General features: G+C 43.0%; 23 protein-coding genes. 21 read left to right on the top strand and 2 right to left on the bottom strand.

Annotated elements, in window-relative coordinates:
* Positions 1-66: 66 nt before the first annotated feature.
* The 15 genes from P9L94_14635 to P9L94_14705 all read left to right on the top strand — a co-directional run bounded on the left by P9L94_14635 (position 67) and on the right by P9L94_14705 (position 14914).
* Positions 67-831 (top strand): TylF/MycF/NovP-related O-methyltransferase, encoded by a 765-nt coding sequence (locus P9L94_14635; GenBank protein MDP8245318.1) that lies wholly within the window; start codon positions 67-69, stop codon positions 829-831.
* Between the two features lie 17 nt (positions 832-848).
* The gene (locus tag P9L94_14640) at positions 849-1661 is read left to right on the top strand and encodes a transketolase (GenBank protein ID MDP8245319.1); all 813 of its coding nucleotides are present in this window, start codon (positions 849-851) and stop codon (positions 1659-1661) included.
* Between the two features lie 9 nt (positions 1662-1670).
* On the top strand, positions 1671-2555 hold the full coding sequence (locus tag P9L94_14645) for a hypothetical protein (protein MDP8245320.1): 885 nt from the start codon (positions 1671-1673) through the stop codon (positions 2553-2555).
* A 10-nt stretch (positions 2556-2565) separates the two neighbouring features.
* On the top strand, positions 2566-3762 hold the full coding sequence (locus P9L94_14650) for a radical SAM protein (GenBank protein ID MDP8245321.1): 1197 nt from the start codon (positions 2566-2568) through the stop codon (positions 3760-3762).
* A gap of 21 nt (positions 3763-3783) precedes the next feature.
* Positions 3784-4554 carry a TylF/MycF/NovP-related O-methyltransferase gene (locus P9L94_14655; protein MDP8245322.1) on the top strand — a complete coding sequence of 257 codons (771 nt, stop codon included), beginning with the start codon at positions 3784-3786 and terminating at the stop codon, positions 4552-4554.
* A gap of 3 nt (positions 4555-4557) precedes the next feature.
* Positions 4558-5493, top strand: a complete 936-nt coding sequence (locus tag P9L94_14660; GenBank protein MDP8245323.1) for a class I SAM-dependent methyltransferase — start codon at positions 4558-4560, stop codon at positions 5491-5493.
* Position 5494: 1 nt separating this feature from the next.
* Entirely contained in the window at positions 5495-6229 is a 735-nt protein-coding gene (locus P9L94_14665; GenBank protein ID MDP8245324.1) for a phytanoyl-CoA dioxygenase family protein, read from the top strand.
* 115 nt (positions 6230-6344) lie between these two features.
* Positions 6345-7433, top strand: coding sequence for a putative sugar O-methyltransferase (locus P9L94_14670; protein MDP8245325.1), 1089 nt, complete (start codon positions 6345-6347; stop codon positions 7431-7433).
* 91 nt (positions 7434-7524) lie between these two features.
* Complete coding sequence (locus P9L94_14675) at positions 7525-8508, top strand: NAD-dependent epimerase/dehydratase family protein (protein ID MDP8245326.1); 984 nt, start codon at positions 7525-7527, stop codon at positions 8506-8508.
* A gap of 64 nt (positions 8509-8572) precedes the next feature.
* Positions 8573-9550 (top strand): NAD-dependent epimerase/dehydratase family protein, encoded by a 978-nt coding sequence (locus tag P9L94_14680; protein ID MDP8245327.1) that lies wholly within the window; start codon positions 8573-8575, stop codon positions 9548-9550.
* 78 nt (positions 9551-9628) lie between these two features.
* Complete coding sequence (locus tag P9L94_14685) at positions 9629-10840, top strand: putative sugar O-methyltransferase (GenBank protein ID MDP8245328.1); 1212 nt, start codon at positions 9629-9631, stop codon at positions 10838-10840.
* Positions 10833-11870, top strand: a complete 1038-nt coding sequence (locus P9L94_14690; protein MDP8245329.1) for an FkbM family methyltransferase — start codon at positions 10833-10835, stop codon at positions 11868-11870. The genes P9L94_14685 and P9L94_14690 overlap by 8 nt, the downstream gene beginning before the upstream one ends.
* Positions 11871-11996: 126 nt before the next feature.
* A complete protein-coding gene (locus P9L94_14695; GenBank protein ID MDP8245330.1) occupies positions 11997-12917 on the top strand; it encodes an FkbM family methyltransferase in 921 nt (306 codons plus the stop codon).
* Between the two features lie 48 nt (positions 12918-12965).
* A complete protein-coding gene (locus tag P9L94_14700; GenBank protein MDP8245331.1) occupies positions 12966-13478 on the top strand; it encodes a dTDP-4-dehydrorhamnose 3,5-epimerase family protein in 513 nt (170 codons plus the stop codon).
* 44 nt (positions 13479-13522) lie between these two features.
* Complete coding sequence (locus tag P9L94_14705; protein ID MDP8245332.1) at positions 13523-14914, top strand: glycosyltransferase; 1392 nt, start codon at positions 13523-13525, stop codon at positions 14912-14914.
* 580 nt (positions 14915-15494) lie between these two features.
* Here P9L94_14705 and P9L94_14710 read toward each other — a convergent pair.
* A complete protein-coding gene (locus tag P9L94_14710) occupies positions 15495-16376 on the bottom strand; it encodes a hypothetical protein (protein ID MDP8245333.1) in 882 nt (293 codons plus the stop codon).
* A 930-nt stretch (positions 16377-17306) separates the two neighbouring features.
* On the opposite strand from P9L94_14710, the gene P9L94_14715 reads away from it, so the two are divergent.
* The 5 genes from P9L94_14715 to P9L94_14735 are packed head-to-tail and all read left to right on the top strand — an operon-like array spanning position 17307 to position 24821.
* Complete coding sequence (locus tag P9L94_14715; protein ID MDP8245334.1) at positions 17307-19667, top strand: methyl-accepting chemotaxis protein; 2361 nt, start codon at positions 17307-17309, stop codon at positions 19665-19667.
* A 54-nt stretch (positions 19668-19721) separates the two neighbouring features.
* Positions 19722-22421, top strand: coding sequence for a chemotaxis protein CheA (locus tag P9L94_14720; protein MDP8245335.1), 2700 nt, complete (start codon positions 19722-19724; stop codon positions 22419-22421).
* Positions 22418-22888: a chemotaxis protein CheW gene (locus P9L94_14725; protein ID MDP8245336.1), complete on the top strand. Its 471-nt coding sequence runs from the start codon at positions 22418-22420 to the stop codon at positions 22886-22888. Before P9L94_14720 ends, P9L94_14725 begins: the two co-directional genes overlap by 4 nt.
* Positions 22889-22930: 42 nt before the next feature.
* The gene (locus tag P9L94_14730) at positions 22931-23986 is read left to right on the top strand and encodes a CheB methylesterase domain-containing protein (GenBank protein MDP8245337.1); all 1056 of its coding nucleotides are present in this window, start codon (positions 22931-22933) and stop codon (positions 23984-23986) included.
* A complete protein-coding gene (locus P9L94_14735; GenBank protein ID MDP8245338.1) occupies positions 23979-24821 on the top strand; it encodes a protein-glutamate O-methyltransferase CheR in 843 nt (280 codons plus the stop codon). Before P9L94_14730 ends, P9L94_14735 begins: the two co-directional genes overlap by 8 nt.
* 3 nt (positions 24822-24824) lie before the next feature.
* On the opposite strand, the gene P9L94_14740 is transcribed toward P9L94_14735, so the two are convergent.
* Positions 24825-25658, bottom strand: a complete 834-nt coding sequence (locus P9L94_14740) for a response regulator (GenBank protein ID MDP8245339.1) — start codon at positions 25656-25658, stop codon at positions 24825-24827.
* A gap of 251 nt (positions 25659-25909) precedes the next feature.
* Between P9L94_14740 and P9L94_14745 the strand changes: the two genes are divergently transcribed.
* Positions 25910-26646 (top strand): hypothetical protein (locus tag P9L94_14745; GenBank protein MDP8245340.1); only part of this gene is annotated, 737 nt, incomplete at its 3' end.

The raw sequence follows: 26646 nt of genomic DNA on the forward strand, positions 1-26646 counted from the left end.
GATACATGAATGAGAGTGTTGTTTTGATCCATCCTTTTTGCCATGCAGTGTTGAGGATTAAGTTAGATGAAAAAGCTCAGTGAACACGACGCCATTGTTCTATCCAGCGGCGATGAGTTAGACGCCCAGGGACATTTGGCCCAACTGCTTAAATCGACGGCAGTTCCCGATAGTGAATTGCTCGCAAATCTAGGGCTTTATCTCACGTCAAAAAATTTATCCCGATTACTCTTCTTTTATGAAATATATCAGCGAATTCTTCCATTGCATGGCGTTGTGATGGAGTTTGGCGTGAGGTGGGGACAGACGCTCTCATTGCTCTCTGCGTTACGGGGGATTTTAGAGCCATTTAACCGCCACCGAAAAATAATCGGATTTGATACATTTGCCGGCTTTCAAGGTGTCGATGAAAAAGACGGTGAACGCTGTCAATGCAAAGACGGTTCATTTTCTGTTCCTGAGAATTACCAATCAACATTAGAACGTATTCTGTCGATTCAAGAACAGCTGAACCCTATGGCGCATGTGAAACGATTTGAATTAATTGCGGGCGATGCGGTTCAGACGATACCTGAATACTTTAAGGCTCATCCTGAAACAATAGTCTCAATGGCAATTTTTGATTTTGATATCTATCGCCCAACTAAAGCCGCATTAGAGGCGGTTAAGCCTCACCTGAGCCGAGGAAGCGTCTTGATTTTTGATGAATTATGTGACGATATTTTTCCCGGTGAAACGGTGGCGCTTAAAGAGGTCTTTGATTTAAGTGAATTGCGAATTGAGCGTTTACCCATGACATCGAGAATCTCTTTTGTGCAATTGGGAACCTAATTTGAGTTGAGGGCGGCATGGACAACCCTGTTGTGGATCAAGTCGATAATCAATTGATCTGTCATCAAATACGGCAGAATATATTGCGTGTGTCCCATCATAGCGGTCATGGGCATATTCCCACCTGCTTTTCGATCGTTGAGTCTCTTGTTGCAGTCTATAACGAAATGAGACATGACTCTGATAATCCTGATTGGAACCATCGGGACATTTTTATCTTATCAAAGGGTCATGCCTCTTTGGCTCTGTATTGCACTTTGGCCCAGTTTGGTTATTTCTCCATTGATGAAGTGTTCACCTTCGGGGCCCATCGTTCGAAATTTGGATGCCACCCAGACCGCTTAAAAATTCCTGGAGTCGAAGCATCTACGGGATCGCTAGGACATGGCATCAGTTTGGCGGTTGGGATGGCTCTCGCAATGAAGATCCAAAAAACGTCCCGCCGTGTATTCACATTAATAGGCGATGGCGAATCAAATGAGGGCACGGTTTGGGAATCGCTGTTAGTCGCGAGTGACTTAGAGTTGAATAATTTGACTGTGTTATTTGATTTTAATCATTCGCAATCGCGAAGTTTGCAGATTTCAAATCCTGAAGAAAAATTTCATGCGTTTGGTTGCGACGCTTTGACGGTAGATGGGCATGATGTGCAATCTGTAATCAAAACGATCCAGCGGCCCTCTAGCCAACCAAAAGTCATCGTGACAAAAACGCGAAAAGGCAATGGTTGCTCGACACTAGAAAATAATATGTTTGAATGGCACCGAAAGTCGCCGAACGAAGAACAATTAGCGCAGCTTCTCACAGAATTAAATCAGTCGCAGTCATAGAGAAAATATATGCGTAAGCAATTTAAAGATACTGTTACAGAATTAGCAAAAATAGATGACCGAGTGATCGTTGTCGTTGGCGATATCAGCGGATATTTATTTAAAGACTTTGAACGGGCATATCCTGGTCGCTTTTATAACATGGGTATTTGTGAAAATGCGCTTATCAGTATTACTGCAGGCTTAAGTTCACAAGGGTTTTATCCATTTGTTCACACCATTGCGCCATTTTTAACAGAGCGAAGCTACGAACAAATTAAACTCGATATGTGTTACAACCAGTTTGGAGGCAATATCGTTACTTGCGGCGCTTCGTTTGATTATGCTTGGGACGGCGCAACACATCACTGCTATACCGACTTGGCCATACTCCGAATGCTGCCCGGCGCCGAAGTCATTCAGCCTGGTTCAAAAAAGGAAACCGATACGCTGCTTCGCAGCCAATATACAAATGGCAACACAACCTACTTTCGCCTCTCTGACCATTCACATTCCCTGGACCTCCCGGTTGAGTTTGGCAAAGGCGTCGTAGTCAAAGACGTTGGCGCGGATATCACGATTGTTACAGCAGGGCCGATTCTTGAAAACGTGATGAAGGGATGTGAGAATTTAAATGTTAATATTCTCTATTTTCATACGATAAAACCGCTCGATCATCAAATTTTAGAACCCTATAAAAACACTCGTATATTAGTCGTGCACGATTCGTTTGGATTATATGAAGCCGTAAACGAAATTCCCAATTTGAGAACATCATATTATGGGCTCCCGGATGAATTTTGCGTCTGGTATGGAACCGTTGAAGACATCCAGCGAGACATTGGTTTAGACGCAAATTCAATTTCTCAATGGGTGCAAAACCAGCAAAGCATTGCGCTCGAAAATTCGTGTTGAGGATGATTGGATGAAAGTATTTGTCAAGGGATTGAATTCGTGCGGCATGCGTAGGACCAATGTGCAGCGGTATCTGAATTTTATAGAGGCCAATGGACACGAATTGGTCACACACCCCGATTGTAGCGATGTCGTCTTGCTGTGGACATGCGCGTTTCGGGGCGATTTTCGCGATAACAGCATGTCTGAAATTCGTCGCTATCTAAATGAATACAGCGCAGAATTAATTGTAGTTGGATGTTTGCCTGATATTGATCGCGAATTATTGGTGAATGAATATCCAGGACGTTTCATTGCATGGCGAAGCGATGAAGAACCGATGGAATCGTTCTTTGGGTCTGCATCTCGCTTACGTGATACCCAGATTGACTACGGCGAAGAACCTCTTTGCGACGATGTGGAGAAATTCAAAAAAGAAAACCCGACGAAAGATGCAACATTCGTCGATCAATTTATAAAACTGTTTGTGGCTGAAGGATGTGATTTTCAATGTACTTATTGCGCGGAAATATTGGCATTTCCGCCATTCCGAAGTTTTCCTGTTGATGACCTGAAAAATGCTTGCAGAAAACGTGTACAAAAATCAGGCTCTACGAAAGTGATGTTGTTGGGCGACTGTATCGGCGATTATGGCAAAGATATTGGCTATACCTTGCCGCGTTTAATTCAATCACTCAGAGAAGATGATTCGCGCTTGACATTTGGGTTGCAGGGATTCAATCCATCTAACTTTCTTAGTTTTTTTGATGAAATGGAAAGAATGCTTCGCGCCGGCGATATCTTTCACATGCAACTGCCCATTCAGTCTGCGTCTGACTCGGTCTTAAAAAATATGAAGCGCACTTATACGCGAGACGGCCTAGTGAAAATATTTGAGTTGTTAAAAGAGTTGAATTATAACGCAATTGATACGCATTTATTGATTGGGTTTCCTGGCGAAACGGAAGAAGACTTTCAAAAAACCCTCGACTTTGTTTTGTATTATAAACCCCGATATGTACTTGTAAGCAAATATATGGAAACTCCCGCCATGCCGGCGTTTCACTTCGATCAAAAAATACCGAGAGCGATTCAAGATCAGCGTTTAGCCGAAGCGGGAGCGCGCATCCGCGCCGCCGGTTTGATATGCAACACTGACGATAGCGACATAAGCGAGAAACGTTGTGAGAATATGAACCGAATAGAGCCGGTTCAATCAGTCAACTAAAAGAGTAATAGGTGTTTTCTCATGGATGAAAAACAGTTTGATGGGCGGATGAATTTTCCTGTTGATGATAACGTGGAAAAAATGCTCGAAGAGCATTTTGAAAAATATGACATTTCAAAACGAGAAATTTGGCGAAACTTTCAAATATACACGCGTCGTATTTTTCTGAAAAAATTCCTTGCCCACTATGAATTTTTTCGCATGGTTATCGACTTGCCCGGAGACATCGTCGAGCTCGGCGTCTATCGGGGCGCAACCCTGATGACTTGGGCGAATTTTTTAGAAATTCGTAATATGGGAGATCGACACAAGAAGGTCGTTGGGTTTGATAATTTTCAAGGATTTGGCGAATTCGACGAAAAAGACGGAGCGAAAATTACCGACCAGGCAAAACAATCTGGCGGTTTCAATAGTTCCATATTTGAAGAGTCTCTGCGAGATGCAATCGGAATTTTTGATGCAGACCGTTTTATCCCTTATAAAAAACGAATTCACTTGGTGAAAGGGAATATTGAAGAAACAATTCCTAAATATGTAAGTGAAAATCCAGGGATGAGAATTTCGTTGCTGCATTTCGACGCCGATTTATATCGCCCCACGCTCATTGGCTTAGAACATCTTTGGCCGTTGGTTGTGCCAGGCGGCGTCGTGTTGTTCGATGAATACGGCATCCCGCCCTGGGAAGGTGAAAGCAAAGCGGTCGATGAGTTTTTTGCAGGCCAACAGATAGAAATAAAGCGTCTGGATTGGTGCCCTAATCCTGGCGGCTATATCATTAAGAAAGCGCTTTAGTGAATGAAATATCGTCTGGACGATAATGATTTTGCTCAAATTATTGGCATTCAAACAAGTGAATTGCCTGATGGATGCATTCGTCGCATTCGTGAATTTAATTTGTCCTATGAAGAACTAGACGCTCAACAACATGAAAATGTAGTTCACCAGGTAGTTCGCCGGATTTTAGAGGATGATTTTTCCATCAGCGGTGAAAAACGAAAAGAAGACTGGGAAAACGGATGGCGTGAAAATTTTGATGCGTTTGTTGATAGTCAAAATGACTTACAATCTCTCGTCCCAAAATTTATTCGTCCTAATCCATTGCTTCGGTTTCGGCAACGCTATATACAAACGCAGAATCCGCGATTCGAGTGGGAATTATTTCAAATTTACCGATATTGGTTTTTTGAGCGGTTTTTGAAAAATGTAAGTTCAATTTACGAATTTGCCTGTGGAACTGGATATAACTTCGTTGCGTTAAATGAACTATTTCCCAATAAGCCGCTGTATGGTTTAGATTGGGCGCAATCGGCGGTTGATCTGGTGAATGAACTTGCCCGAACGCATCAATTTAATTTACATGGACGCGCGTTCGATTTTTTTCATCCCGATCAAAATTTTTGTTTGGCTGAAAATAGCGCTGTGTTAACGATATGCGGACTTGAACAAGTGGGGACGAATTTTGATCCGTTCCTAAACTACTTGTTTCAGCAGCGTCCTTCAATATGCGTTCATATGGAACCTTGGCGTGAAGCGTATGATGATAACAATCTCGTTGACTATCTGGCGAAGGTTTACCATGATAAGCGCGGTTATTTGGCCGGGTTTTATCCAAAATTAGAACAATTGGAAGCGGAAGGAAAAATTGAAATAATATTTAAAAATAGATTGAATTTTGGAAGCCTTTTTCATGAAGGTTATTCACTAATTGTTTGGAAACTGTGTGGAGCCTGATATGAATAATGCGTGCGAATCTTATTATTCAAATGACACGAATTTTTTGTTTGTGGCAAGAAATCTGTTTCCACCAAACGCAATTCGTTCTCTTCGTAAACGGATTCAAGAAAAGAAGAATAATGCGCAAGCTGCAGTGTCTGAACGTGAAAAAAATGGCGAAACACTAGGTATTGCATCTGATTCTGTACGATTGAACTTTGAATGGTATGACGTATGGAATGAGGCGGATTTGTCAATACTATCTGAAATAATACCAAGTTACGATCAGGTTATTTTCCCGCCAACAATACGGACGGTGAAAGAATACAAAGGTTTCGTCCCGTGGCATCAAGACTTGGCGTATGTGAAAGCAATGGGGAAACGGGCCCATCAAGAAGTCGCTACTTGCTTTTTACCGTTAGATGATGAGCCGGCGGTTCGCCCGACGGTCGAGTATTCATTTTGCCCCAATCAACAACCGATACAGCATGTCGAACGTCCTGACTATTTGACCAACCAGTTTGATTTGAGAGAAGAAGATAAACCAAATCCAGAGCAAACGGTACGATTTAATTTAAACATTGGAGATGCAATTTTATTCGGACAATTGGTGTTGCATCGGACCTGTTTTCCGGCGGAAGAGTTTTTGCCTCGAAATTCAGTTGAATTCAGGTTGACTAAAAAAACACATTGCATCAATGGAAAAGATTATTTTGATCTAGGAAAACGTACATTTTATCAATACAACGATTGATGAACTAATATATTCTATTTCAGTCGGATTGTATTTTGGCTTAAGTATTAGAAATAATGTATAAATTGGGGCCGGATGTAATATAAATGAATGGCCAAGAATAGAGAGAGCCAGTATGTATTTAAACGAAAAGCAAATAGAACATATACAACATTGCGCGCGCTTGATGGTGAATGAGCGCAACGAAATTGCTAAATCAAATCCCCGTGCGGAAGCAAGCCCGATTTGGAAAGAAATACAAAATATTTATGCTTATATGTTAGATATGGCTCCCAGCGAGTTTAAGTATTTGCGTTATCATACTCAACTTTATAGCGCTGCGTTGTATCAATATTGGCACCCATATCCCGAAATCGATGTGAATAACTTCATCCGGCGCGGGTTGTACGATCAGTTCACGGATGGATTGCCCGAACGCTTGCATGCGAGTGAGCCGATAAACGATGGTTTGCCTCGTCCGATTGGCGTTGAATATAAAGGGAAGGTAGTCAATCACTCCATCTGCCGCTATCAACGGGCGATTAGCAATTTGTATTTTTGCGGCGTCTTGCCAAGTATCGAAAAGATCACAGATCATCAGTTTATTGTTGAAATTGGCGGAGGACATGGCGGATTTATGTACTCCCTGAGCAGCGGTTTGAATGTAAAAGCGACTTACATCCTGGTTGATTTGCCCGAATTTCTCCTCCATCAAGCGGTTTTCTTGTCCCAACATTGCAATGATCGTTCATTTTATATTTATGATCCCTCTGTAGCGAATGAAGACTTTTTCATATCTGAAGCCGCAAATTATGACTATGTATTTATACCAAATTATAGATTAGAATGGCTAAATCAATTATCCGAAATCAGTTTAATCATCAATTTAATTTCATTTCAAGAGATGAACCAGATTCACATTGAAGAATATCTGGATTTTGCTAAAGAGAAACTCCGTTTTTGCTTATATAGCGATAATTTAGATCGGCATCCCTATAATCCAGATTCGTTCAACCTAACGCAGATGTTTCAAGAGCGTTTTGACGTGTTTCCACCGTCATCGTATTATCAATCGGTGTTTAGAGACCAAGACCCATTTAATTATGCATGTGGGAAGCATTATGTTTGTTTTCCCAAAGGCAGCGTCGGCTCATTGCCCATCGGCGATATTACGTCAGGCCAATTTTTTGCGGGGCCGTCGAAAGTTTCATTGCAGAGAAAATAGTGAAGTTTGACAATAAATTACAATAATAGGCGGCTTAAATTCGTATGAATCGCATACGTTCGATTTCAATATCAACAAGAGGGGTGCAAGAATGACCTACTTAAATGAAAAAAAAGTCTTTATTGCAGGCGGAACAGGGTGCGCAGGAGGCAGCATTATTCAATACATTCTCGACCGCTATCCCCAAACAAAAATTCGTGCAACCCGTTATAAACATACCGATGTTTTTTTAGAAGACCCGCGGCTTGAATATGTCTATGCAGAACTTAAATCGTCAGACGATTGCCGCAAAGCGGTTGAGGGATGCGACTGCGCCGTCATGGTGGCCGCCAACACCGCTGGAGCGAATGTGATCGCCGCTTCGCCTTCCAGTTTTGTGACTGACAATACGATTATTAACGCTCAACTGTTAGAAGCGTTTCACCTCGGCGGCGTTAAGCGCGTAATTTATGTCAGTTCTGCGTCGCTTTATCAAGAATATAACGGTCATATAAAGGAAGACGAATTAGATTTAAATATTGAACCGCATGAAGCGTTTTTTGGGTATGGCTGGGTGGCGCGCTTTGTCGAAAAACTTTGTAAGTATTGGCATATAAAACACGGAATGGAAATGTGTATTCTTCGCGGCGCTAACATATACGGCCCCTTCGATAAATTTAATCCAAACAAATCTCACTTCATCCCCGCGTTGGTTCGCAAGGCTGTCGATAAAATGGACCCGTATGAGGTTTGGGGAAGTCCAGACGTTACGCGCGATGTTTTGTATGTATCTGATTTCGCAAGTGCAGTCGTCGAAATGATGAATTCAGACAAGTTTTGTTTTGATACATACAATTTATGCACAGGAAAACAAGTGCGGGTTGGCGATGTGGTTGAGATGGCGTTGAAAGCAGCGGGGCATGAATCCGCAAAAGTTGAGTATCTTTCATCAGGGCCAACCACAATTAATTTCCGCGCATTTGATAATGAAAAGTTAAAAACGTTTTTAGGGTGGGAACCACTCGTGGACGCCGAAGAAGGAATTCGCTTGACAACGGAGTGGTGGAAAGAAAACCGCGACGTATGGACGAAATAATTTATTCGAAACATCGTTTCTGAAAATCGTAAATGCAACTCTGGCAGCCAAGAGGAGAGTCATTATGTATAAAGGTAAAAATATACTCGTCGCCGGCGGCACCGGCATGGTTGGCATTCAGCTGGTCAATCTGCTGGTAGAGCAGGGCGCCAATATCCGTATCGCGTCGCTGGATCATCATTCCCGCGCACACCCCAAGGCGGAATTCATGCAGCGCGATATGACTGTCATGCAAAACTGCCTCGATGCCTGTGATGGGATGGATTACGTTTTTAATTTACTCGGCGTCAAAGGTTCGCCCGCTGTGTCAACGTCAAAACCTGCGAGTTTTTTCTTTCCGACTATTTCATTCAGTTTGAATTTAATGGAAGCGGCGTTTCGTAAGAGCGTGCAGAAATATCTGTACACAAGTTCAATCGGCGTTTATGCAAAATCAGAGGTTTTCCACGAAGACGACGTATGGAAAACTTATCCATCCGATAATGATCGCTTTCCGGGTTGGGCAAAGCGAATTTGTGAATTACAGGCGGAGACCTACGCCATTCAACACGGATGGGACCAGGTTGTCATCGTACGCCCGGCGAACGTATACGGCCCCTATGACAATTTTGATAGTGAAAACGCCATGGTGGTCCCATCGCTCATTCGTAAGGCCATGTCTGGCATGAACCCGATGGAAGTGTGGGGCGACGGCTCTGCAATTCGCGACCTGATCCACGCCCGCGATGTGGCGCGTGGAATGTTAATCGCATTCGAAAATGGTATGGGCGGCGTCTTCAATCTTGGCAGCGGCAAAGGCGTGACCATAAAAGAACTGGTTGAAGCCGTTGTGAAGTGTATGGATGAGCCTCCCGAGATCGCGTGGGATATCACCAAGCCGGTTGGCGACCCGAAAAAGATCATGGATATGTCGCGCGCCCGTTCTATTGGGTTCGAACCGGAAATTTCAATTCAGGACGGCATTCGCGAAACCGCACAGTGGTATCAGGAAAACAAAGATACGACAGACCTGCGATATGACATTTTTAAGGAAGCAAACTGATCTAAACTGAATAAATGATATAGAAGTGAATGGCTTTTTCTCTATTTGTAAAATAATTAAATTTAATTGAGGTGGACAATGGATAAGGCGTGTCAAATAGCAAAAGAGTTTTATGAGAAGATGTCAAAAATTCCATATCCCTCAGGATTGGAACCCAGCGAATTATGGATGGGAGTGTTAAAAACACTTCATATACCTACGATCAATACTTCACAAACTGCGAGTCAAGTATGCGATCTAGTTACAAAAAAAGACTACTATTCATTCCCGACTTTAAATACGCATCACCTTGCTGGCTCAATTATTGATTCTTATGTTGAATGGTTTGCCCAAAATGACGCGCCTTTATCTTCTTTCGATATAACAATTCAAGAGTCGCCCTATACTTCTCCTGAAGTCATGATGCAGTACCAAGGCCGAAATGTATCAACAGCATTTATGTGGCATTTGGGTATGGCTTATCGTATTCAAACAAAACTTCCAAAATGCAACTCGTATTTAGAAATCGGAAGCGGGTATGGGGGGTTAGCGCGCATCGTAAAACTCCTGCAGCCTGATGTGACTTATTATATGCTAGATATGGATATCTCTTTGTATTTTTCGTATGTATTTGTTTCAACTAATTTTCCTGAGGCAAAATGCCTTCTTGTCGATGATGCCGAGAAAATAAACCAAATTGATGAAAGTTATGATTTTATATTCATACCAACTCAATTCATCGATAAGCTGAAGGGGCTGCGATTTGACGTGCTTGTCAACACGCAATCTCTTAGCGAAATGACGCAATTTGCTTATGACCGTTTTATGGATTTTATGCAAGAAGAGATTCAAGTACGCTATTTTTATAATGCTAACCGTTACGGGCCGCATCCTGACGGTGTGAATTTGAAAGGCCGATGCAATGACGGGATTGGTCACGATGGCTGCGTTTGTGCAAGCGCCTTAGATCCTCACTGGCGCGTTTTATTTTGGGAGTTGTATAGTGATTACAATTTAACAAACCTTGACCCAAGGTTTATGATGATCTTAGAAATTATTGTCGAACGAATACCCAAAGCCTTACGAAATAAAGACTACTATGCAGTGATTAGCAAACAGCTTTTTAACAAAGCGCAACAACGAATGAAATTTGATAATTTGACCCATTATTATCTTTGGGATTCAATTCGATATTGTCCAACGCCGGAAAATCTAACATATTATATACAATATCTTGAGATAAAAGGTTTTCAACAAGCTGAACACTACAAACGTGTGTTAGGCCAAGTAAGAACACAAAATAATGAATAACTGGTTTGATTTTGCTGCATTTTCTCAAAACGCTTTCGGCGCTGCAATTCAACAGGCTCCGCTTGGCTTTATAGACATCGGCGCCAGGGGCGGAGTGCACCCTTTGGTTGAGCCAATTGCAGGTTCGACTCAAGTTTTAGCGTTTGAGGCCGATGCGGAAGAATGCAGCCGATTACAGAAACTCCTTCACGGAAATACTCAGTGGGCGCACATTGATCTTGCTCCTATTGCTCTTGGCGCAAGCGAGGCTGATGCGGAGTTGCATTTGCTTTCTACAGAAACCAACCACTCACTGTTACCGCCGGACAATGAATTTACGCATCGATACAATATGGAAAAATGGAGAGAGATTGAGACGGTTCCAGTCAAAACGCGAAGTCTCGATTCGATTGTGTATGGAGACTATCCCAACAATCAGTATTATGGAGAATTCATCAAACTCGATACGCAGGGAACGGAGTATGAAATTCTTCTTGGCGCTGAACGGACGTTGCGCGAGCGTTGCGTCGCCGTCGTGTCAGAAGTCGCATTCTTTCCGATATACAAAGGGCAGCGCCTGTTTTCAGATGTTGAATCGTTGCTCAGAAAACAGGGATTCTCGTTTTATGGTTTTACTGATATGGCGTATCGTTCTAAACGCTTAATTGACAAAACAAAACAAAAATCCAATGAACGCATATTTTACGCGGACGCTGTTTTTTTCAAAGATCCGCTGCCAGGAGGAGGTCGCCGGATTTCATTGAATGACCGCCAAAAAATGGTGCTGATTTTATGCGCGATGTTGCTGAGCTATTATGATTTTGCGCTTGAACTATTAGACGCATTGGAAGACGAAAACCATACAAAAAAAATAATGAAATCCTTCATACTTGATGTATGCCGATGCGACCCAAAAGAGTTAACGCAACAGGTCGAATCGCTACTGGAACGAATGAAGAGCAACGAAACCAACGCGATGATCGAATTAGGCGATTTTGTTGATAAAGCATATTCAAATTCTAATTACAATGAATTTTCGCCTCAACCATAATCAATTTATAATGATATTGATATAACTTCGGAGACGGCAATGAGTTTAAACAAAATTAATAACAATCCCCGATTAGCGATGACGGCGGCGAAGCAGCGGCTGTTTCAGTCATGCCCGGTTTTTGCAATGGATATAGGAGCGCGGGGCGGCTTTGAAGGATTTCTCAACTGCTTTGGTCAAGATATCCGAAAAATTGGTTTTGAGCCTGACGAGAAAGAATGCAAGCAGTTAAATTCAAATCAATTGCAAGTGAATGAACGGTTCTATCCTTACGCGATTCACAAAGATGGTGGAATAAAAACTTTTTATCTCACCGAATTTGGCGCCTCAAGCGGATTTTATAAACCGGACCCCAAGTGGGTGAAACGGATCAGCCAGGCGGACCAGACAATGACAATCGCCTCTGAAATTGAAATGGATACGGTTTCGCTTGATGATTTTTGTAGCAAGAATTCCTTCCCCTATATTGATTATATCAAGATTGATACGGAAGGATGCGAACTCGATATCCTGCAAGGCGCCGAAAAAATGCTGAAGAATTCGGTGTTGGCGTTGAACCTTGAAACATGGATTCAATCTATCCATATCAATCAGCCTGTTTTTTCAGATATAGATCAATACTTACGTTCATTGGGTTTCATATTATATGAAATCTGCCCCTACCGACATGCGCGAAGCGTTTTACCTGAGATATCAAATAATCCAGTTCCGGGGCCGTCCAGAAACGGTCAAGTGATTTGGGCGCAGAGTTTGTATATGCGCGATATCGTGGGTGATTTGCAGGAGGACTGTGAAGGGGGGAGAACGTATACTCAGGAACAAATACTAAAAATGGCTTGTTTTATGGATATATTTTGCCTTAATGATTGCGCGATTGAATTAATGGTGTTTGCAAAAGAAAAGAATTTAATTCCCGGAATTAATTATGATGGAATTATTGATGGTCTGGCGCCGCAAATTTCAAATAATACTCTCACATATAAGGAATACCTGGATATGTACCAACGCATCAGTACAATGAAAACTCAAAAACCATTAAAATTGTAATCTGAAGATTAAGATATTTTCTTTTTATAATGATTGCGAGATTTGAAAATGATGATAGTCAAAAAAACTTCATTAGATGGCGTAATGCTCATTGAGCCGCCGACGAATTTTGAAGATTTTCGCGGCGAGTATGTTGAAATTTATAATGAAGAATTATTTCACCAAGCGGGAATTGATATTGAATTTAAGCAAGACGACATTTCCATTTCGTCAAAACATGTATTGCGAGGCATGCATGGCGACCAAAATACTTGGAAACTGGTTTCCTGTTTGCAAGGAAAATTCTATCTTGTTGTTGTGAATTGGGATGAAACATCTCCACAATACCGCCAATGGGAGTCATTCACGTTGTCAGACAAAAACCGGTTGCAAGTTTTGATCCCACCAAAATTCGGCAACGGCCATCTGGTATTAAGCGAATCCGCTATGTTTCACTATAAACAATCTTCCTATTATGACCGCGCAGGCCAATTTACAATACTCTGGAACGACCCCAAACTTGATCTCTGGTGGCCAATTCAAAACCCCATCGTTTCCCGTCGCGACGAAGGGTTGGAATAATTTTCTAAATAAGGGAATATTGATTAGACAGGAAACGCATGTTTATGCGATCAATTTCTGAAATTCAAAGCGAATTGCAGGCGCTGTGCGCCGCATCTGCAGGGCCTTTTGGCGTTCCTGCTGGCCATTTGACGGCCATTTCTCAACGCATCGTCTACGCGCTTGAAAATCAGGGGCGCGTTGTTTTACTCGGCGATAAAAGAATGGGCGCCATGCCTGACGTGATGGCGGGCCGTATACGATCAATCAGCGGCTTTCCAAAGAACGCAGGCCCGCTTGTCGCCGTCTCATCCGCTCCCGATGAACGCATTGCAACTTACACGCTGGGCCGCGCCGGGCGGAGCAACGATATCTGTCTGGCGATTGCCGATAACTTAAAATCCTCTGAGTTTGTAAATACGCTGAGGACCGCCCATAAAAAACAAATCGCCGTTGCTTGTTTTACCCGCTCGCCAATGGAGTTTGCTGACCTCCCCGTTAAGATGATTGCGCTCCCCGGCGATGTTTGTCTTGACGAATGGGCAATTCAGTTGGCCAATTATCTAGGTAAATTATTTCAATTGCTGTTTCCTCACGGCGCAGAAGAAATTCATCAAATGTCTTTAGGCTGGAATGCAGCGCTCGAAGAAAGTAAACAAATTAACCTGCAGCGCAGCGCCGATGCGCCTAAAGTTTCAATAGTCTTGCCAACGCGCAACCGGTTTGAAACGGTGAAGCGGTGTATTGAAGTTTTGATCAAAAACGCTTCGGTTCCATTCGAAATCATAGTAATGGATGATAGTTCTGATGGCAGTGATAAGGAATTACAAACCCTGTTTGAAGCAACCCCACATGTCTTTTTGCTTCATGGAGAAGAGCGGCGCGGTTTGCTGCCTAGCGTCAATCTGGGACTCGTATTAAGCAATGGCGAGTATGTCGTGGGGCTGACTGATGATGTGGATGTATACAAAGGCTGGGAGATCGCGATGATTCGCTTATTAGAAAATGAGCCAGAATGCGGCGCCGCAACGCCTTTGATATTGGAAGCAGATGGTACGATACAGTCGATGGGCGTCATTGACGGCGTACGCAGTTTGAAATATCCCGAATTACCCACCGTCTACGGCGCCAAGGGGTGGATCGGGCGAGGCCGTACGCCGGAACAATGCCCGGAAACTCGCTGGGTGCGTGAATGCGACTATGGCTGCATTAGTTTTATGCGGCGTGAATTGATGAATCAGATGGGCGGTTTTGAAACGAGGTATGAGAAATATTGTACGGATACGGACTTGGGAATGCGTTTGCGGTTGAATGGATATAAAGTTTTATATTGTCCGCAAAGCGTGATGATCCATCATCAATTAAGCCGTGATGTACAAGACAAAACCAACGATCAAATCAAAAAAGACCAAAAAATATTTCATGATAAATGGGGCATTTATACCGTGCCGCAGTGAGCCGCATTATTTTGAGGAATTTAAAGAGAATATATACGGCACCATCAAAACCATCCCTCCCTGTTCCATGTACGGTACGGAACGTATCTCTCCTGTGAGAGGATAGATACGACTGATTTAACATTACAAATTGAAGGGCAGGAAATGATGGCTTCATTAAAGCGTGAATGCTTGAACCACTTCTTCGTGATCAATGAAAAGCATCTGGATTATTTGGTGAAGGAGTATGTTAAGCATTAATGTCCTGGTTCAGCGTGAATTGGAATATTCGGATCGTTGCGTTAGGTAGTCCGAGTTATGGTAGTTGAGTTTTTTTAGGCATGGGGGAATGCTCGAAATGGTTGAACAAGGTTGGAGGCGGAGCGATCCATCCGCCTCTCGCAACTATTCGCCGCACACCCAACCGGCTATCCCTGGCGAGTTGCGCTCCCGTAGAGTTCGCGTCCGTTTCACCAGCGAATGCTTCTCTTGCTAAAAGGAATGAGCGGCGTCAAGTTTTTGAGCGGCCTGACGCCGAAGTTTCCTCTGTTCTATCGCGGAGCCCTTCGAGCGCTTATCGCACTGTATTTTGGCAAGCGTGTTAGATATAAAACCCGATGTTGATATTGAAACGGGTATACCAGTCGTCGTCTCCGCCTGATGAGAATCCATCAGTCCAGATTGGGCCAATCCAGGGATGGTTCTTTCCAAAGGCGGCGTCAAAGTAAATAAAAAAGTTTCCGGCAGAGACTGAAGCGCCGATGACATTTTGATAACTATCGTAAAAGCCGGATTGATCCTTATCAAGAATACTAAAATCATCGTAAAGCGTTATCGAATCAATATAAGTGGGTTCAATTGGTATCGTATAGCTAAGCCCTACCGTATACAGATTGGCGCGGCTTGCAATTTCGTATGGGAAATCATAGGCTCCCATCAACACAAAATCATTGCTCACTCTTGGCGGGTTCCGTAGTGAATATTCATAGCGAATAACTTCTACCATAAGGTTCCATTGGTTCCAGGTTTCGTTTAGATGAAGTCCAGCGGCGTATTGGTTGCCATCGTCGTTCGTTGTTCGGTTGTGTACCTTGCCAAGTTGCAACGAAACGCCGATCTCAGTGTTATGGTTTTCCGCATGTTCCCATGTATAAGCGTATCGAAGATTTAACTGGTTTTCTTCTACATTTTGTGAGACGCCTTCTGCAACAAGGTCATAGGAGTAGCGTGCGCTGTCGTTGCTTTTTCCATGATAATGGCCTTCATCTTCCAGGTAATAGGCTAAGTGAAGGTCCCAATTGTCTGCCTGATGAATGTATTTTAGTCCCAAGTCATAGTCATCTTCCAAGCCGACATAATAGGGAAGTTGGAAGAACCAGTTGTGAGACGCGTAGGGAATAATTCCAAATGGAACTTGATGAACGCCCAAGTGAATCTCATCACGATCAGACAGCCGATATCCCAGCCAGCCATGATGGAGCATGCTGGTATCTTGATCGGATTCTGTATAGTAGTAGTAACGATATTCAGCCGAACCAATGAACTGCTGCCATTCATAGTCTAAATTTAGGCGAATTGTGTCAGGGTCAATTCGGCTTGAATGGCTCCAATCTTTATAAAAAATATTCGATCTTACGGCGCCCCCTAGTTGAAAGGGTCCAATTTCTAGTTTATCAATTTGTGAGTATGTCAGTTGAATGGAAATGATGAATAGTGTGAAAACTATGTAATTTCGGTATTTATGAAAGAAGAATTTTTCATGTTTCATTAACGGGCCAACTTAGAGAGTATTTTCCACATTCAATAAAGAAAAAAACAGGATTCTGAACGAGTTGAAACATCTCATAAAAGATATTTTTTGTCAAGCATTCTTATCAAATCAATTTGGCCTCCTGTCCGTATTTAGAAGTATGCGGACAGAAAACCTAAGCAAAAAAGACGAACCCCATATTTACACCCCACCCCGGCCCAATGTCATTGACTTAAGCCATGATCTGCAAATAGATCGCAATTTTGCCCGGAATATAGTGTGTGTCATTGCGAGCGAAGCGAAGCAATCTCGCTTTATTGATGGGTGAGATTGCCGCGTCGGCCTTTGGCCTCCTCGCAATGACACTGTCGAAGGGCTTTGGTGTTCTTAAGTCAATGACATTGCCCCCCCCCGGTCTCCCACATCCATATTGAAGTGATTTTAATTAAAGAATTTATAAGAGTTTCCCGATAACGATTATGAGGGAGTCTATCTTTTGACTTATGTTTTAAAGACTTCTGTTTGGCATCGATTGTCTAAATGTATGACATGACGATTGATTATTTATTCATTGAGAGCAATTTCTATTGGCTCTAATCATCATTATCACGGTTGAGCGGTATCTCATTACAGGTTGCTTTTTAATTTTGCAACCAGGAGAGCATGATGTCTAATCGGAATATTTTGAATTCTTTAAGCGGGAAAATTCTGTCCTATGTTGTGTTGCCCATTTTAGCGATTCTCGGTTGTTTATTTTTATATAATAATCACCTATTCTTTCAACAAGTTCGTATTGATTTTGAAGACAAACTGCAGTTACTATCTGATAACATTGCTTTCAAAATAGAAATTGGCAATTCACGCGCAGTTGAAGCCACCCAAATCATGGCGTTGGCCCAATCAAGCGGTCTGTTTGGGCAACGAGAAAAATCATTTGTATTCACTCGACATGTACTGGAAAATTTTCGAGAATTTACCGGGACCTACTTCGGATATGAGCCGAATGCCGATGTTCATTTGCAGGATGATTTTTCAGTAACATCCGCCACTAAAATTGGTATACGAGAAGACGGACGGTATGCGCCGTATTGGTATCGAACCATTGAGAACCCTGACGAAATCAAGCAGGACTATTTGTTCAATCTAGTCGACAGCCTTTTTTATAACGGTTGCAAAGCGCTGTTTTTAGAAAAAAATAAACCACAATACATGATTACTGAGCCTTATGTTTATGAAGGCAAAATGCTGGTCGAACAAACCTACCCCATCGTGATTAACAATCAATTTAAGGGAGTCGCCGGCGTCGACCGCGCATTAGATGACATTATTCAATCCTTATCAGATATTGCAAATGAAGAGGGCGTCGATTTATTTCTTATCAGTTCAAGAGGGAAATTTGTCGAAGCAACTACAAACACAAATCAACAAGACTCCGCTATAGAGTTAAGAACAAAAGCGGTAGATGATACTCCATATAAAGATTTATTTGGACGTTTTATTCAGAAGAAGAACGAAAAGCATCTACTTTTAGAAATTGATCCAATCGACCAGAAAAAATATTATTACGCCTCATCGCTCATTCCAACTGGAGAGTGGCTACTAATCACACGAAAGTCAGAACAGGCAATTATTGGCCCGATTTGGAAGTCGATGCAAACTTTAATCACTGTTTCGGTTCTTGGCTTTCTTTTCGCGATTGGGCTCTCTTTACTCTTCACCCGGTCGATATCCCAAAAAGTTCAGACGACAGTTAGTGCAGTCAATATGCTTGCTTCAGGCGACCTGGCTGAAGACTCTTACTCTCATCTTGAAGATATGAACCAAAGCAAAGATGAACTGGGCACACTCATTCAAGCCGTACAAAAAATCAGGACCCGTTTAAAAGAGATGATTACAGATATTTCTACGACATCTCTATCGGTGTTACAGTTTTCTGAAACCATGTCGAATCAGTCTGGCACTGTAACAGATCAAATGAAGTCATTAAATGAAATTTCTTCAGAGGCGTCGCAATCGGCGCAGGAAATTCAAAGCAGAATCAATGGTATGGCGGCGGCGATTGAAGAAATCAGCGTCAGCAGTAATTCGGTCTCTCAATCGTCAAACGGTATTTCGCAAAATCTGGATAGCATTGCTGCGGCGGTTGAAGAATCTTCAGCAAACATGAATTCGATGGCTTCATCGGCGGATACCATTTCTAAAAATGTGAACCGCATCGCCAAATCGGTCAACGAAAGTTCATCCGCAATGGAAGCAATATCGAATGATGCGGGGGAGGCCGTTACATTTTCAAGCCAAGCGACGGAATCAGCAACCCGCACATTTCAAAATGTCGAATTGCTCGGACGCTCCGCAGAATCCATCAGCAAGGTCGTTGAAATTATCCGTTCCATTGCCTCTCAAACCAATCTTCTCGCTTTAAATGCCAGCATCGAAGCGGCTTCAGCAGGTGAAGCGGGCAAAGGCTTTGCTGTTGTCGCAAATGAAGTAAAAGAGCTCGCCCGCCAGACAGCGGAATCAACCGAAGAGATACGTTCACAAGTTGAAGACATCCAACTTAAGTCTCGTGAGTCGATCCAGGACATCACAGATATCGTTGACATCGTCAAAAAAATCAACAAAACATTTGGTAAAATTGCCTCCTCCGTTGACATTCAAACCAACCAGTCAAATGTGATTACGAAGAACATCAACAACGTGGCGGAAGAAATTGAAGGCATCTCGAACAACATCCATGAGGCGGCGCTGGGGATCAATGAAATATCAAAAAGCGTGACAACAGGCGTTTCCGAAGTCAATTCAATTTCACTTAATTTAGGCGAACTGGTACAAGGAATCAGTGAGATTGCCCGGTCGGCGAACAGTCTTTCACAGTTCATGAACGAAATGGTCAACAATTTCCACTCGGTTTCAGAAACATCTGATTCTGTTGGACAGCAAATGGATGAAGCATTGCCCGTGATGAGGCAGATGACGGAAGTCTCAGAACAGCTGAATCTGTTAGTGAAAAAATTTCAACTGTAATCACTGTGTTCGACATGAAATGCATCTACGGTTTGACCGTAAAAGGTGAGTGCTGTGTCAGAGATTATTGACCAAGCGTCCATTGAAGAATTTGCCAATGAAAGCATGGAGCACTTGGACGACATTGAGCCTGACCTCATGTCGTTGGAGGGCAATCTTGATTCAACCAGTCCTGATACAATTAATAAGATATTCCGCGCCATCCATAGCATCAAAGGCGGCGCGGGTTTTATGCCGGCGGAACCACTGAAGCAACTCTCGCATAAGATGGAGCAAGCCTTGATTCCCGTACGCGATGGGGAGAGGCCGCTCACTTCAGACTTGCTGGATCTATTGTTACAAGGCATTGATCGCCTGCGAGAAATGCTCAACGCCATGCTGAATGGCGACGTTGCTTGTTCTGCAATTGATTGCACGATTGAACTTGAACGGTTAGAGTCTCTAGAAAATCAGAGCGACAAAACCGCTGCTGCTGACGATCAATCAGCAGCGCCTCAAACAACGACCCTGCAATGCGACCGCTTAGCCGTTGAAGAAGCCGTCAATCAAGGCCAATTACTCTATGAACTCACATTGCCCGCCGACCATTTTGAACCCCAAAATTTAAGTTCTTTCTTAGACGTTCTCATCACAATGGGGGAAGTAATCGCCTCTGATTTTGATGTCGCCCAATCCAGCGAACTCGAGCGGTTGCCCACCGATTACAAACTGCTTTATGCAACTGTGCTTGACCCTGAAATGACAGAAGCCGCCGTCGATCTGCCGTCCGGTTGTGTTCGACAGATGACCATAGAAACGCTTTTCGCGGCGCCCGAAGTTTCACAAAAGAAACAAGAATCCGCCATCATTCAAAAACAAGAAGCCCCTGCAAGTGATCAAACAGAAAGCGTAACCAAAACCGCGCCGTCTCAGTCGAATTCTCAAGCGTCAAAATCATCAGAACCCCAAAATATTCGAGTTCATTTGAGCGTACTCAATCAGATTATGAATATGGTGGGAGAATTGGTACTGGTTCGGAACCGCTTGCTGCAAACATTAGATGAGCACAAGAAAAAGGTTGACGGCCTGGAACCATTACTCAAGAACCTCGATTTTATCACATCTGAAATCCAAGAATCATTTATGCAAACCCGGATGCAACCGATCGGCTCGTCTTTTTCCCGGTTTAGAAGGCTGATTCGCGATTTATCAAAGCAGTTTGGCAAGCCAATACAATTTGAAACCTCTGGCGATGAAGTCGAACTTGACCGCACCGTGCTTGAGTTGCTGACAGACCCGCTTGTTCATATTTTGCGTAACAGCGCCGATCACGGGATTGAGCCCCCAGAAGTCCGATTGCAGCAGGGCAAGGCGGAGCAGGCGAATATTGGAATCCATGTCGAGCAGCGTTGCGGCAAGATTTATATCAATATCGTTGACGATGGAAAAGGAATTGATCCAGAAGTCATACGCAAAAAAGCCGTTGAAAAAAAACTGGTTTCAAGTGAAGAAGCCGAACGGCTTCCTACCAAAGAATTAGTTCGTTTAATATTTGCTCCTGGATTTTCAACCGCATCAAAAATCACCCAAGTATCGGGGCGCGGCGTCGGCATGGATGTTGTTCGGCATAACATTGAAAAGTTAGGCGGCGCAATCGATATTGATACGGTTAAGGGCGGCGGCACAACAATTCAACTCGCGTTGCCGCAAAATGTCTCGATCATGTCAGCGCTGATTGTCGAAACCGGGAGACAACGCTTTGCGATTCCATACATTAATTTAGTCGAATTGGTTGTTTTAGAAAGCGATGATATAGCGCAATGTATTTACCAGATCAACAATGATTTGGTCTTGCGCCTGCGCGAAAGTCTCTACCCGTTAGTTTCACTATCAGATTTAATCGACGCCCCGCGTATGTATTGGGACAACTCTGAAACCCAATGGCTTCCAGACCGGCGTCAAACCTGGGTAGACTCACGGCAAGAAATCAATCTGCCGCTTGATTACTCAATGTCAGTATTTCGAACATTGCGTGACAAACACAAAAATCGCAGGAGAAATATCGAGACCAACCAGGCCGCAATTTTAATTGTGCGAGACGGAGACCGGCAATATGGAATATTGATTGACCAAATTGTTGATACCGAAGAGATTGTCGTTAAATCGCTCTCGTCTTATGCGCGCTCATCGGCCCTGTTTAGCGGCGCTTCAATTTTAGGTGACGGCTCGGTCATTCTAATATTGGATATTTCAGGGTTATCCCACCATGCGCATCTTAAGTTTGATGAAATTGAGCCGTATCGCAATATTACGACTAAGGAAACCTCCATCGTACAGCAAGCCCAAGTTCCCAGTCTGGTTTTTTGCGTTGATCCAGACGAATACTTTGCAATTGGCTTTGAACATATCATACGAATCGAACCCGTATTCCGTGAGAGCATACAACAGATAGGCGAACATGAATTTGTCCCATTTCGTGAGGACGGCCTTCCAGTATTTCGATTAGAAAACGACTGCCCGATCCGTCCATTGCCCTCCAACCAGAATGAACTGTTTGCGATCATAATTCGCCCGCAACCGAATAATCAAAACGCTTCACAACGTTTCGGGCTGTTGGCGTCGACGATCATCAACCATGCGGCCTTGCCGGCGGAACTGAAACCACCATGTACTCCCGCTCCTGGAATTCTTGGAACGTGCCTATGGAATGAGAAACTCATTCAAATGGTCGATCCATACAGCATGTTACAGGCAACTGGAGGACCAAGGCCATGAAGCAATTCGTCACATTTCAAATTCAAAAGCAATTATTTGGAATCGATATTTTGAATGTGTTAGAAATTTTTTCCGCCGAATTGATTACTACGATTCCCCAAAGCCCGGCGTGTGTGAAAGGGCTCGTCAATGTGCGCGGGCAGATTGTCACGGTCCTTAATTTGGCGTCAATTTTAAAACTTCCTGTTCGTATTGAACCAAAATCACCTGAAATAATTTTGTTGAAATCACAAAGTGATTTAAAAAAACGCCGCTTGCAACAAGACCATTTAGAATGGGAAGCCGCAAATGAAAACCTGGGGCTGAATATTGATTTGATCGGAGATATTATCGAAGTTGAAGAACCTCTCAGCCCTTTGCCTCCCAGCGTTGATTCGATCGAACGAAGTTATGTTAAAGGGGTTGTGAATCGAGGAAAACACCTTTTAATTATCCTAAGTTTGAAATCGATTTTTGATGATTTATAGAATGAGCCTTCTGAATAAAACAGTAAGAATTGCTAACGATAGATGTCCCAAATCACTTTTGCTATATCTTGCCAAGACAAAACCCTTAAAACGATTGTCCAATCTATTGTTGAAACGATTCCCAATATTCAATTTATAGAAATACAAAACCCAATCGAAACCGGCGTTGTTACTCATTGTGATATTATTCTCTTGGAACAAGAGGCTGGCTTTACGAGCGAACTTGAATCTACGATTCAGAAATACTCCAATCTGAGTTGGATCGTTGTCTGCTCTAGTTCTATGGAATGCAGAGAATTAAAAAAACGCATCTCTTCAGGCTTATATGTCGAATTTCTCTTCAAAAAAAGCGCGGCTTCACATTCAGAACTTGAGCGTTATTACTCATCTTTTTTTAGTGGATTTCTTTCTTATTATCGCACTCAACGCACCCTTCATTCAATTCAAACATCCGAGAAAGAAGCAAAAGCAAAAACAAAACAAAAACCTTTTGATTTGGTCGCAATCGCGTGTTCAACAGGCGGCCCCGATGCGCTAAAAACCATCATTCCAAACTTGCCCGCTAACCTCGGCGTCCCCATCTTAATCGTCCAACACATGCCGGCTGAATTCACACGGAACTTAGCAAACAATTTAGACAATCATTCTCAATTATTCGTCACTGAAGCAAAAGACGGTGGAAATATCGACCTGAATTCGGTCTATATCGCGCCTGGTGGATTTCACATGAAAGTGAAACGGCTTCATCATCCAATGAACGGCCAGCTCCCGCTAAGACTCCGCTTGACCACTGAACCGCCTGTCAATAATTGCCGCCCGTCAGCCGATGTGCTTTTTACATCTCTTTCTAAAGAATTTAATGGTCATGTATTGGCGGTCGTTCTTACAGGGATGGGAGTTGACGGGCGCGAAGGAGTCAAGGAATTACAAAAAACAAATACCTATTGTTTAACCCAACGGCAGGACACTTGTGTTGTTTATGGCATGCCAAAAGCGGTTATTGAAGCGGGATTATCAAATGAGACTCTTCCCTTGGCATCAATAGCGAAACGAATTTCTTCATTATTGAAACCTGATGGTGAATTAGGCAATGAATAATTTAATTTCTCTTTCGAATGAAGAATTTCTTCTTTTACGCGATTATCTTGTTTCCCAATATGGAATTTGGATTGAAAAAGAAAAAGATTATTTACTATCCGAACGATTGAGGCCATTGTTGCGGGAACTAAAAATGACCTCGTTTCATCAATTCTATTTGCTACTGCAAAATAGCCCGCCAATAACAATAACGAACCGAATAAAAGAACTCATAACGACCAACGAAAGCCAATGGTTTCGAGACGGACATCCCTTTGAGATATTAAGCGAAGTCATACTGCCTCAATTAATCTCGTCACGTCCACTGATGGAACCGATTCGCTTTTTATCGGCGGGATCAGCAAAAGGCCAAGAAGCCTTTTCGATCGCAATTTCGATTGAGACGTATTGCAAGTCGAACCCGAAAGTGAATAAGGACCGATTTGAGATCGTTGCGGTTGACTTAAACCCAACACTCGTCAAAGAAGCGCCTAAAGGCTGCTTTAGCTCGTTTGACATCGAACGAGGCATGCCAGATGAAACCCGAAAACAATATTTCACAAAAACAGACAATGGTTGGGTCTTAGATGAGGCCTTGCGAAACCAGGTCACTTTTCATCCACACAATTTGATGAAGCCACTGAATATATACGGCGATTTTGATGTGATTTTTTACCGAAATGTGATGATTTATTTTTCGGATCAAAACAAGTCTCATTCGTTGGGCCATGTTTTTAATCGCTTGCGTCCAGGAGGGTATCTGCTAATCGGATCAATGGAGAACCTTCCTGGCGGGACTTGGGCGCTGGATAAGAATCGATATGCAAAAGGCGCCTATTATCAAAAGAGAGATTGAGGGTTATTTATTGACTACCTGATCGATTTTTTCTTTCAATTGATCTGGCGTAAACGGTTTGATCAAATAATTATTGGCGCCAGCCTGAACGGCTTTGATCACTTTCATCTTTTCACCTTCTGTCGTGACCATCACAATGGGCGTCTTGATCCCCATGCTTCGGATTGCTTTCACTGCATCAATTCCCGGCACAGGCATATTCCAGTCCATCAGAATGATGTCAAAGGCTTCTTTTGATGCGGCGTCAATCGCCTCATCTCCGCTTGTGGCTTCGGTGAAATCTGAATAGCCATATTTGGTTAAGGTTTTCCGAATCAAGTTCCGCATGAATTGCGCATCATCAACAATCAAAAACCTCATGAATTTGTCCTTTATTTCCGAAGTGATGGTTTGAATGAGAAGGTTAAAACAACCGTGGTCACTAGAAAAGTTGATTGATTCATGACGCTTCTCACCGTCTGTCACAGGCATTTCATCTTTGGTTAGCGTTTGAGGAAGCGACAATCGAAGATCAAGATCGGTTTTGCTTGATAATATGCGTTTAAAACTCCCCGCGATTTGGTTGGATACTTCAGATAAGAGATCGATATGCTCTTGTTTAGATGGAACGGAGTTTGATTCTTGTTGGTTCCATAGATGCTGAGACAATTCACCTGAAAATTGAAAGATCAGACAATAGTTTAGGCTGCCGCGAATCGCGACGCCGATTGCATCCCGGTCGGGGTCTTCATTGGCGACGGCAGATTCGCCAACAGATGTCTCGGTGTTAAACATCTGACCAAGTACCGTTTGGGCGCAGAGCACCAACTCGTCTTTATATGATTGTATCTCGTCCATAATCTCTTATCGTATTTGTAGACCGCATTCTTCCTGTTCCATGTACGATACGGAACTTAACTCTCGTATGAGAGGATAGATACGATTGATTTAACATTACAAATTGAAGGGCAGAGAATGACGGGTTCTATGATCTAGAGCCCATTTCTATTTTATGTTACGTTTATGGCTCGTTTCAGCGCTGTTTCAAAACCTTGGGCCGCCTCTAAATCATTCACCAATCTTGATTTAAAAAGCAAGGAGGTTTTCTGTTGATCCATTGGTTTTATCTTATTTTCATGACCTTTCTAAGGCAACGAGATCAATTATTGACGGCGCAGGTCCAGTATCTCAAGGCGGAAAACAAGATACTACGAAGTCGGTGCGATTTCAAGATTATGACCACGCCCCAAGAACGCACCAAACTGCTCCATTATGGTCTACCTCTTGGAAAATCAATCAAAGATATCATAGGCATCGTTACATATAAAACCTTCCAGCGTTGGAAACGTGAGTTTGACGATCCAGATTACAGGCCAAAGAAAGTCGGTCGGCCTCGTATTCCAGAGACGCTTCGGCAATTGATTATACGCTTGGCCGTTGAAAATGCCTGGGGGTATACAAGAATCAAAGGGGAACTCTTAAAGCTGAGTCATTGCGTTGGTCGCTCAACGATTCGACGCATCCTAAAATTGGAGGGCGTACCTGATCCTTATAGCCGCAAAGATTCTGCTTGGCATCGGTTTGTACAGCGTGAGATGGAAACTCTCTGGGCTTGTGATTTCTTCTGCCAACCAGTCTTCAGTCTATTTGGAAAGAAGTTTTTATGGGCGCTTGTATTTATCCATTTGGAAACCCGGAAAGTCTATTACGCAGGTTGTACGACCAATCCCAAATCCGAATGGGTTGAGCAGAAAGCCCGCCAATTTTGCTGGTACTTAAATGAGAACGATGCATCGATCAAATACCTGCTGCGTGATCGAGACGGGAAATTCTCGCCTAAGTTCGA

The organism is Candidatus Hinthialibacter antarcticus (assembly GCA_030765645.1).
Taxonomy (GTDB): domain Bacteria; phylum Hinthialibacterota; class Hinthialibacteria; order Hinthialibacterales; family Hinthialibacteraceae; genus Hinthialibacter; species Hinthialibacter antarcticus.

Excerpts from the sequence above, each read along its gene's own strand:
- P9L94_14635 (MDP8245318.1), top strand. The coding sequence starts at position 67 with ATGAAAAAGCTCAGTGAACACGACGCCATTGTTCTATCCAGCGGCGAT.
- P9L94_14640 (MDP8245319.1), top strand. The coding sequence starts at position 849 with ATGGACAACCCTGTTGTGGATCAAGTCGATAATCAATTGATCTGTCAT.
- P9L94_14645 (MDP8245320.1), top strand. The coding sequence starts at position 1,671 with ATGCGTAAGCAATTTAAAGATACTGTTACAGAATTAGCAAAAATAGAT.
- P9L94_14650 (MDP8245321.1), top strand. The coding sequence starts at position 2,566 with ATGAAAGTATTTGTCAAGGGATTGAATTCGTGCGGCATGCGTAGGACC.
- P9L94_14655 (MDP8245322.1), top strand. The coding sequence starts at position 3,784 with ATGGATGAAAAACAGTTTGATGGGCGGATGAATTTTCCTGTTGATGAT.
- P9L94_14660 (MDP8245323.1), top strand. The coding sequence starts at position 4,558 with ATGAAATATCGTCTGGACGATAATGATTTTGCTCAAATTATTGGCATT.
- P9L94_14665 (MDP8245324.1), top strand. The coding sequence starts at position 5,495 with ATGAATAATGCGTGCGAATCTTATTATTCAAATGACACGAATTTTTTG.
- P9L94_14670 (MDP8245325.1), top strand. The coding sequence starts at position 6,345 with ATGTATTTAAACGAAAAGCAAATAGAACATATACAACATTGCGCGCGC.
- P9L94_14675 (MDP8245326.1), top strand. The coding sequence starts at position 7,525 with ATGACCTACTTAAATGAAAAAAAAGTCTTTATTGCAGGCGGAACAGGG.
- P9L94_14680 (MDP8245327.1), top strand. The coding sequence starts at position 8,573 with ATGTATAAAGGTAAAAATATACTCGTCGCCGGCGGCACCGGCATGGTT.
- P9L94_14685 (MDP8245328.1), top strand. The coding sequence starts at position 9,629 with ATGGATAAGGCGTGTCAAATAGCAAAAGAGTTTTATGAGAAGATGTCA.
- P9L94_14690 (MDP8245329.1), top strand. The coding sequence starts at position 10,833 with ATGAATAACTGGTTTGATTTTGCTGCATTTTCTCAAAACGCTTTCGGC.
- P9L94_14695 (MDP8245330.1), top strand. The coding sequence starts at position 11,997 with ATGGATATAGGAGCGCGGGGCGGCTTTGAAGGATTTCTCAACTGCTTT.
- P9L94_14700 (MDP8245331.1), top strand. The coding sequence starts at position 12,966 with ATGATGATAGTCAAAAAAACTTCATTAGATGGCGTAATGCTCATTGAG.
- P9L94_14705 (MDP8245332.1), top strand. The coding sequence starts at position 13,523 with ATGCGATCAATTTCTGAAATTCAAAGCGAATTGCAGGCGCTGTGCGCC.
- P9L94_14710 (MDP8245333.1), bottom strand. The coding sequence starts at position 16,376 with ATGCTCCATCATGGCTGGCTGGGATATCGGCTGTCTGATCGTGATGAG.
- P9L94_14715 (MDP8245334.1), top strand. The coding sequence starts at position 17,307 with ATGATGTCTAATCGGAATATTTTGAATTCTTTAAGCGGGAAAATTCTG.
- P9L94_14725 (MDP8245336.1), top strand. The coding sequence starts at position 22,418 with ATGAAGCAATTCGTCACATTTCAAATTCAAAAGCAATTATTTGGAATC.
- P9L94_14730 (MDP8245337.1), top strand. The coding sequence starts at position 22,931 with ATGTCCCAAATCACTTTTGCTATATCTTGCCAAGACAAAACCCTTAAA.
- P9L94_14735 (MDP8245338.1), top strand. The coding sequence starts at position 23,979 with ATGAATAATTTAATTTCTCTTTCGAATGAAGAATTTCTTCTTTTACGC.
- P9L94_14740 (MDP8245339.1), bottom strand. The coding sequence starts at position 25,658 with ATGGACGAGATACAATCATATAAAGACGAGTTGGTGCTCTGCGCCCAA.